This is a genomic window from Streptomyces sp. NPDC058877 (assembly GCF_042742855.1).
GTDB lineage: Bacteria > Actinomycetota > Actinomycetes > Streptomycetales > Streptomycetaceae > Streptomyces.
Genome location: NZ_JBHYMF010000283.1, coordinates 1 through 6,842 on the forward strand (window position 1 = coordinate 1; position 6,842 = coordinate 6,842).

Genomic DNA, 6,842 nt, shown 5'->3' on the forward strand with positions numbered 1-6,842 from the left:
CCCGGCCCCGGGACTACCGGGCGCCCGCACCGTGAGGTCGTGCAGGGGTGCGGTGCCGGCGTCGAATCCCCGCCGCTCTCCTTGCCGGCGGCGCGGCCGTGCGACGGTCGCAGGAGCTCAGGCGGTGTGCAGCGTCAGGCCGTAGCGGACGAGGATCTCGTTGATCGGTTGGAACCACGTCTGGCCGCCGGACGAGCAGTTGCCCCAGCCGCCCGAGGTGACCCCCTGCGCCTGGTCACCGCTGATGAACGAGCCTCCGGAATCACCGCCTTCCGCGCAGACGCTGGTCTTCGTCATCTGGTACACCGCGCCCTGGCTGTAGTTGACGGTCTCGTTCTTGGCGAGGACACTGCCGCAGTGCCAGTGGGTCGTCGATCCGGAGCGGCAGACGGACGCTCCCACCGGCGCCTCGGCGGAGCCCCGCACGAGTCGATCCGGGATGGTTCCCCAACCGAGCACGACCGGTACGGTCCACCAGCCGCTGTGGATCCCCACGTACGCGTAGTCGTTGCCGGGGAACGAGGAGCCCTGGAAGGTTCCCATGGCCGATCCGTCCCAGCCCCGCACCGCGTCTCCGGCACGTCCGCAGTGCCCCGCGGTCACGAAGCCGCCGTACACGGAGAAGCCGATCGAGCAGCGGACGTTGCCGGTGTAGTACGGGTCGCCGCCGACGGTGCCCGCCGCATGCGTACGCGGCGTTTCGGTCGTTTCGGCGATGGTGACGGGACCGCCGGCCCGGGCGCGATCGACGAAGGCGCGCACGGAGGGCGCATCCCGCTCGCTCTGCACGACGGTGACGACGAGGCTGTTGGCGCGGGGGTCGACGTGCCAGCCGGCGACACCGGCGGGTGCGTCGAGTGCGTCCAGGCGTGCTTTGGCCCGGTCCAGAGAGGCGGCACTGTGTCGGACCAGCCGCGTGTCAGCGCCCAGCGCCCGCACCTCGGCCTCCTCCGCACGGTCGGTCACGGCGACGACGAGACGGCCGGTGGCAGGCTCGAACCAGGAGCCGCCGTACGCGCCGCCCGCGGCTTCTCTGGCGGCCTTCTCGATGGCCACGGCGGCCTCTTCGGCACGCAGTCGTCCTTCGACCTGGGAAGCAGTGAGGCCGAGGTCCCGACGCATGGCGTCGAGCAGCCCGGCCGATGCGGATAGCTCGGCGGCCCTTCCTTCCGGGATCTCGGAGGCTTTTGCCGCGCCGGTGTGGGCGGCGCCGAGGGCAAGGCTGAGGAGCAGGGCGGTGACGGCGGCGCGCAGGGGAGTGGTGCGTTGCACGAGACCTCCTGGTGTGGGGAGCCGTAACGGTGAGAGCGCTCTCAAGAAGCACCGCGCGATACGCTAACGGGCCTTACTTGTCAGGTCCAGACCAAATTTCGGCCTGAGGTGTCCGGCCGGGCACGGGTCGCCCGTACGGCTGCGGTGCGATGAGTCACGGCACAGACCTTGCTTCTCGGCGGCCCTGATGAGCTTGCAGATCCGCCGGAACTCCTGCGACCGCCAGGGGTGTTCGGGCCGGACCGGCAACGAGGTGGTCAGTGCGCCATCCTGATGAACCGTCATCCCGGATCGACCCGATGGACAGGGCCGACCCCGGAGCCGCCCGAGGGCCTCGGTGCTCCGGTCGGCGGGCCGTCGGACCGAAGGGCGGCGCTGAATCGTGGTGGCGACGGAAGCGCGCTGCTCGGAGACGAGGGCCCGCAGCTTCCACCGGGCCGAGAGCACCCGGCGACCCGGATGGCCACGCGTGGTTGCCGAGGTACTGGCCGGGACCGCCCCGCACCGGGTTCTGCGACGGCGGGGGGCAGGCCCGGCCAGCACCTGACCCCGGCCGGGCTCGTGTCCGGGCTGGCCGGCGACAGCCGTGGCTTCGCCCGGACCAGCCCGGACTCCCATCCCCAGGGTGTGCTACTCGTCGGTGTCGGTGTCGGTGTCGGCGTCGTTCGCGGCGGACTCGGCACCGTCCAAGAGCTCCTGCATCCGCGCGAGTTCCTCCTGGTCCACCGGAGCGGGACCTGCGGGGGACCCGTTCACGACAGGGGATCGCGTGGTGTCCTGGACGGCCGAGGAGCCCGAAGTGTTCGCCTGCCCAACGCCCTTGTCCTCCGGTGTCCGGCCGTCCGTGTCACCGGCCCCTCCGGTGCAGCCTCCGAGGAGGAGTGCGGCCAGCGTGACCGCCGCCAGGACGGCACGCCGGCCACGACGAAGCGGTCGCATCAGTTCTGGCTGCCGTTCTTGTTCGCCTCGCACCAGCTCTTGACCGCGGCCACGTCCTTCTGCCGCTGCTCAAGGGTGGTCCTGAGGGTCTTGCGCGCAGCGAGCCGATGGTCGAGAAGCGTGTGGACCTCGGTGTGACCGGCCTCCTTGGCGGCGGTCACCCGGTCCTCCAGGCGGGCCAGCGATCCCCGCTCGTCGGCATCGCCGCTCATCCGGTCCAGCGCCCGCTGGATACGCTTCTCGATCTTGGGGACACGCTTGCACAGGGCCTCCGCACCGTCGCCGGAACGGCCGGTTTCCCGGGACGGAGAGCCACCGTCGGCCACGGCGATCCCGGCTCCGGAGAGCAAGGAGCCGAGCACGACCAACGACACGGCGGCCTTCTTGAACCTTGGCATGGGAATTCCTCCACGAAGGGTCCTGAGCGGGCGGGACTGCCCGTCTCGCACCGGAGACTAGGAACCTTCCTTGTGGAAACTTTGTGGGTGCCCCTCTTCCGAGGACCACCCGCCAAGACGGGGGTGCGCGGCGGTTTCGATCATCCAGTCACGCCGTGGCGGTGCCCCCGACCCGAGGGCAGGACCACCGACGCCGGTCCGCACGGCCACCGCAGAACCAGCGGCTCCGCGATCAGAAGGACTTCTGCGCCGGACCCCCCTGCGTCCGTCGGTGCGCTTCCCAAGCACCTGTTTCTCCGTCGTGCCCACGGGAAACCGCACTTCGAAGCGGGTTCCAGTGCCACCCGGCCCGTCCAGTACGCGAACCTGTCCCCGGTGCAGGGCGACCTGCTGGGCAACCAAGGTGAGTCCCAAACCGGAGCCCGGACTGTCGGGTCCCCGGTTGAAGCGACCGAAGACGTCCTCCCGCGCGTCGTACGGGATGCCCGGTCCCTGATCGTCGACCGTGAGGACCGCCTCCTGCCCTTCGTGCGGCCCCGCTGCCGGACCGAAGGCCACGGTCACCCGGGCGGGCTGCGTCCCGTCCCGTCCGTGAAGGACGGCGTTGCCCAGCAGGTTGTCGATGACGGTGCGTAGCCCCGGTTCCCATCCGTGCAGGGCGGGTACTGCTTCGCCGGTCAGCTCGATGGAGGCATCGGGCCGTCTGCGGCGCAGGTCCGCCACCGAGGCTTCGACGACGTCCCCCAGGTCCACCGGACCGAACGCCTCCGTCTCCACCAGATCACCGCGTCCCATTTCACGCAGCATCATCAGCAACCCCAACAAACGCTCGTGCTCCCGGGTCAGGTCCTCCAAGACTTCGGTCCTCTCCTCGGGAGGCAGGTCCGGGTGGGAAGCGAGGATGTCCACGTTGGTCCGCATGCTCATCAAGGGGGTGCGCAGCTCGTGGGAGGCCGCCGCGGAGAAGGACCGGGCAGTGGCCAGCCCCTCGGCGGTGCGGGCGGCCTGCTCGTCGTAGCGCGCGAGCACCGTTTGCAGCGTGCGGGCCAGGTCGTCGACCTCGACGACCCCCGTGGGCGCGTGCTCCAACCGTGCTGCAGTCGAGCGGGGGTCGAGCCCGCTGGTGCGCTGTTGCAGGCGTTCGAGCGGGCGGGTCGCTCGGGTGGCCAGGACACCGGCGAGCAGACCGGCAAGGGGAGCGGTCACTCCGGCCACACCGAGGACCCGGGCACGCACCAACTGGAGCTGCTCATCGCTCGCGGTGTCGGGCGAGAAGAGCCACAGGGTGCCGTCCACCCCCTCGTACAGTCCGGTGATCCGCACGGACATGGCCCGCCACCGGGCCTCTCCGTCACGGACGGTGATCGGCTCGGGGGCGGCGTCCGGCAGCGGCACCGACGCGGAGGGCTGGGGCCCGCCCGAAGCGGTCCCGCCAGGGCCGATCAACCGGATTCCGACGTCGAGCGCCGAGTTGTACAGACGGCGTTCTCGTGACCTCTCCACAGCCGGTGACCGGTCCGCCGCGACCGCCTGGAGCAGCCCGCGAGCGTTCCGCGAGACGGCGACGGCGCGCTGGCGCAGGTGTGTGTCCTGCTGGGTGTGCAGGTCGTTCGCCACCAGCCGTACGAGCAGCCAACCGGCGCTGAGGACGAGGAGGGGCACGGCCGTCCCCACGGCGAGGGCGATACGGAGGGAGAGGCGCATGCGCCGGGTCGGCCCCACACGGCCGGGAAGCCTCATCGGTCCGCCGCCCCGCTCCCCGCGGCGCCGGCGCTGCTCCCGACGCCCGGGCGCAGGACGAAGCCGACACCGCGCACGGTGTGGATCAGCCGGGGCCGACCCTCCGCTTCCAACTTGCGGCGCAAGTAGCTGACGAAGGTGTCCACCACCCCGGTGCGAACGTCGAAGTCGTACCCCCACACCCTCTCCAAAAGCTGCTCCCGTGTGAGAACCAGGCCGGCATTGCGCGCCAGCATGGTGAGCAGCTCGAATTCCCGACGGGTGAGTTGCAGCACGACGCCGTCCAGTAGCGCCTCACGGCTGGTGAGGTCGACCGTCAGCGGGCCGGCTCGCAGCCGGCCGGAGACCTCCGGGGGACGGCGGCGCAGCAGGGCCCGCAGCCGTAGGGACAACTCCTGGAAGGCGAAGGGTTTGACGAGGTAGTCGTCCGCGCCGGCCTGGAGCCCCGCGATCCGATCCGCGGTCTCGTCCAGTGCGGACAGCATGAGCACCGGAACGTCGCTGCCCTTTGCCCGAAGGGTGCGACAGACCTCGATGCCGCTGGGGCCGGGCATGGATATGTCCAGAACGAGCGCGTCGGGCGGGTCGCACGCCACCTTCTCTAGGGCGCACCGACCGTCCTCCGCGAGGTCCACGGAGAAGCCGCCCAACCGCAGTCCCCGGGCCAGCGAACGGCGGATCGCCGCGTCGTCGTCCACCACCAGGATGTGGCGCACATCGGCATCTCCTGCACCGGACATCGCTCTCTCCTGTCTTCCGGGCACGGCTCGGACTCCGTCTGCCCCGTCTCCGCTCTCCGGCGACCATCGTGCATCACCGGATACGAGCAGCCGGGCCCCCGGCGGTGGTGGGGGCGTTTTCACAGGTAACTCGCAGAAAAGGGTTCGCTTCCCGTCCTTGTGGAGTCGCTGTTCGGCGTGCGCAGAAGTCCCCGGGCCGTCCCCGAAGGCGTCCTCGAGGCATCTCGGAGCGAGAGGCCCGGCCTCCACCCGCACCATCTCAGTAGCCTTGGTACACGCCCTGGAAGGATCCGATCACTACGCCGATGACCGTCGCGTCGATGAAGAGCCCGAGGACGAGGAGGATCAGAGCGGCCACGGTGTCGCCCGCACGGCCGGACGGCGAGCCGCATTCGGTCACGATGCCCGGCTTCTTGGGGTGGTAGGCGACGTGGACCTTCGCGGACTGGCTCTTGGGGGCTCCCCCACCCGGGTCGGCAGGCCTTGCCGTCGCCCCGGCCCGTGTGTGGTGCGCGACTCGCTGGCACTGCAAGGTTCCTTGATCTCGTTGTGATCATGAAGGAATGGAAACGTCGACGGTCGTGCCGCGGATCAGGAGCTCCGGCGGTGCACGACGAGCTCTTCCCGTGCGGCGGGGATCCGCCCCGCTGCGGGCAGACGGATTCCCGCCGTGCTCAGGAGCGGATGCAGCACCCCCGAAACAGCACCGGGTCTCATCCGCGCCGACGACGGCGACGCCTCCCGGGACGGAACGGCCCCGGCGCCGCAGCGCATCCACCGGGAGGGCGGAGCACCCGGCCTCGTAGGCGAATGCGCGGCGTCCAGCTCCGGGCTCGACCACCGCCCGGCCGGGTCCATGCGGCGGCATGGGCGGTGACCGTTGCCGAGGGCAGCGGCGTACGGCACGTAGCCGAGCCGATGGGCTGTTGTCAGGGGCTGCCCGATGGGGTCGTGAGAGCCGATCAAGGTTTGTGGTTTAGTCGTTCGCTGAACGAAGGGGGTCGCATGTCGCGCTACACGGCCGAAGCAGAGGCGGGGATGAAGGGGATTAGGTTTCCCGCCTGGCACGGAAAGCACTACGTGACTCTGGCCGAGCTGCTGGTTCGCCTCGGCAGCTTCGGCCTGGACCTGACCTGGCGCGTCGAACTCGACGAGATCGTCGATCCTCGCTGTGTCGAGATGGAGAGAAGGTCCACCGAATCCGGCATGGACACGTTGACGCTGTTGTCGTTGGCGACCCCCTTCCTCCAGTTGATCGATGCCGAAGCATGTGGGTTCGCCGGGGGCGAGCTGGTGGTCGTCCTGACCGAATTCGACAGTTCCTTGTGGGACGTCAGGGCTGTCGACGAGCGCGTACTCAGCGAACTTCGCCGCCACTACCCTGATGCCAAGGACCTCTGAACGGGGAGCTTCACTCCGGGCGGAGCCATAGGCGGATTGTGGCCACGGTGACCGTTCCGTGGAAGACGTACGCGCGCTTGTCGAAGCGCGTGGCGACTGCCCGGAAGGTTTTGAGTCGGCTGATGGTCCGCTCAACTTCGTTGCGGCGGCGGTAGATCGTCTTGCCGAACCCTGTGGGCCGGCCGCCTTGGCTGCCGAGGCGCCGGCGGTTGGCCCGCTGGTCTCTCGGCTCGGGGATCGCGTGCTTGATCTGACGTCGGGACCTGTCCCCGAGTGGTGGACACCTCTGATCCCGGCCCCGCCAGGGGTCGGGTAGGAGGCATCTTTTATGGTGATGAAGGTCTACTCGCCC

The 6,842-nt window shown here is 70.0% G+C and carries 7 protein-coding genes and 1 pseudogene; 1 reads left to right on the forward strand and 7 read right to left on the reverse strand.

The window, feature by feature from the left end:
- Positions 1 to 117: 117 nt before the first annotated feature.
- The 6 genes from ACFW2Y_RS33785 to ACFW2Y_RS33810 form a co-directional block, all read right to left on the reverse strand.
- The gene (locus tag ACFW2Y_RS33785; RefSeq protein WP_384886968.1) at positions 118 to 1,272 is read right to left on the reverse strand and encodes a S1 family peptidase; all 1,155 of its coding nucleotides are present in this window, start codon (positions 1,270 to 1,272) and stop codon (positions 118 to 120) included.
- Positions 1,273 to 1,902: 630 nt separating this feature from the next.
- Entirely contained in the window at positions 1,903 to 2,211 is a 309-nt protein-coding gene (locus tag ACFW2Y_RS33790) for a hypothetical protein (protein ID WP_384886970.1), read from the reverse strand.
- Positions 2,211 to 2,609, reverse strand: a complete 399-nt coding sequence (locus ACFW2Y_RS33795) for a hypothetical protein (protein ID WP_384886973.1) — start codon at positions 2,607 to 2,609, stop codon at positions 2,211 to 2,213. Before ACFW2Y_RS33795 ends, ACFW2Y_RS33790 begins: the two co-directional genes overlap by 1 nt.
- 57 nt (positions 2,610 to 2,666) lie before the next feature.
- Complete coding sequence (locus ACFW2Y_RS33800; RefSeq protein ID WP_384886976.1) at positions 2,667 to 4,313, reverse strand: sensor histidine kinase; 1,647 nt, start codon at positions 4,311 to 4,313, stop codon at positions 2,667 to 2,669.
- 32 nt (positions 4,314 to 4,345) lie between these two features.
- A complete protein-coding gene (locus tag ACFW2Y_RS33805) occupies positions 4,346 to 5,089 on the reverse strand; it encodes a response regulator transcription factor (RefSeq protein WP_384886979.1) in 744 nt (247 codons plus the stop codon).
- 259 nt (positions 5,090 to 5,348) lie between these two features.
- On the reverse strand, positions 5,349 to 5,621 hold the full coding sequence (locus tag ACFW2Y_RS33810) for a hypothetical protein (RefSeq protein ID WP_384886982.1): 273 nt from the start codon (positions 5,619 to 5,621) through the stop codon (positions 5,349 to 5,351).
- 473 nt (positions 5,622 to 6,094) lie between these two features.
- On the opposite strand from ACFW2Y_RS33810, the gene ACFW2Y_RS33815 reads away from it, so the two are divergent.
- Positions 6,095 to 6,490 (forward strand): hypothetical protein, encoded by a 396-nt coding sequence (locus ACFW2Y_RS33815; RefSeq protein WP_384886985.1) that lies wholly within the window; start codon positions 6,095 to 6,097, stop codon positions 6,488 to 6,490.
- A 10-nt stretch (positions 6,491 to 6,500) separates the two neighbouring features.
- Here the strand turns inward: ACFW2Y_RS33815 and ACFW2Y_RS33820 are convergent.
- Positions 6,501 to 6,842 (reverse strand): annotated as a pseudogene (locus ACFW2Y_RS33820) (IS5/IS1182 family transposase); the annotation flags it as partial.

What these genes read in the sequence shown, in the direction of transcription:
- ACFW2Y_RS33790 (WP_384886970.1), bottom strand. Translation starts at nt 2,211, where the DNA reads ATGCGACCGCTTCGTCGTGGCCGGCGTGCCGTCCTGGCGGCGGTCACG.
- ACFW2Y_RS33795 (WP_384886973.1), bottom strand. Translation starts at nt 2,609, where the DNA reads ATGCCAAGGTTCAAGAAGGCCGCCGTGTCGTTGGTCGTGCTCGGCTCC.
- ACFW2Y_RS33800 (WP_384886976.1), bottom strand. Translation starts at nt 4,313, where the DNA reads ATGCGCCTCTCCCTCCGTATCGCCCTCGCCGTGGGGACGGCCGTGCCC.
- ACFW2Y_RS33805 (WP_384886979.1), bottom strand. Translation starts at nt 5,089, where the DNA reads ATGTCCGGTGCAGGAGATGCCGATGTGCGCCACATCCTGGTGGTGGAC.
- ACFW2Y_RS33815 (WP_384886985.1), top strand. Translation starts at nt 6,095, where the DNA reads ATGTCGCGCTACACGGCCGAAGCAGAGGCGGGGATGAAGGGGATTAGG.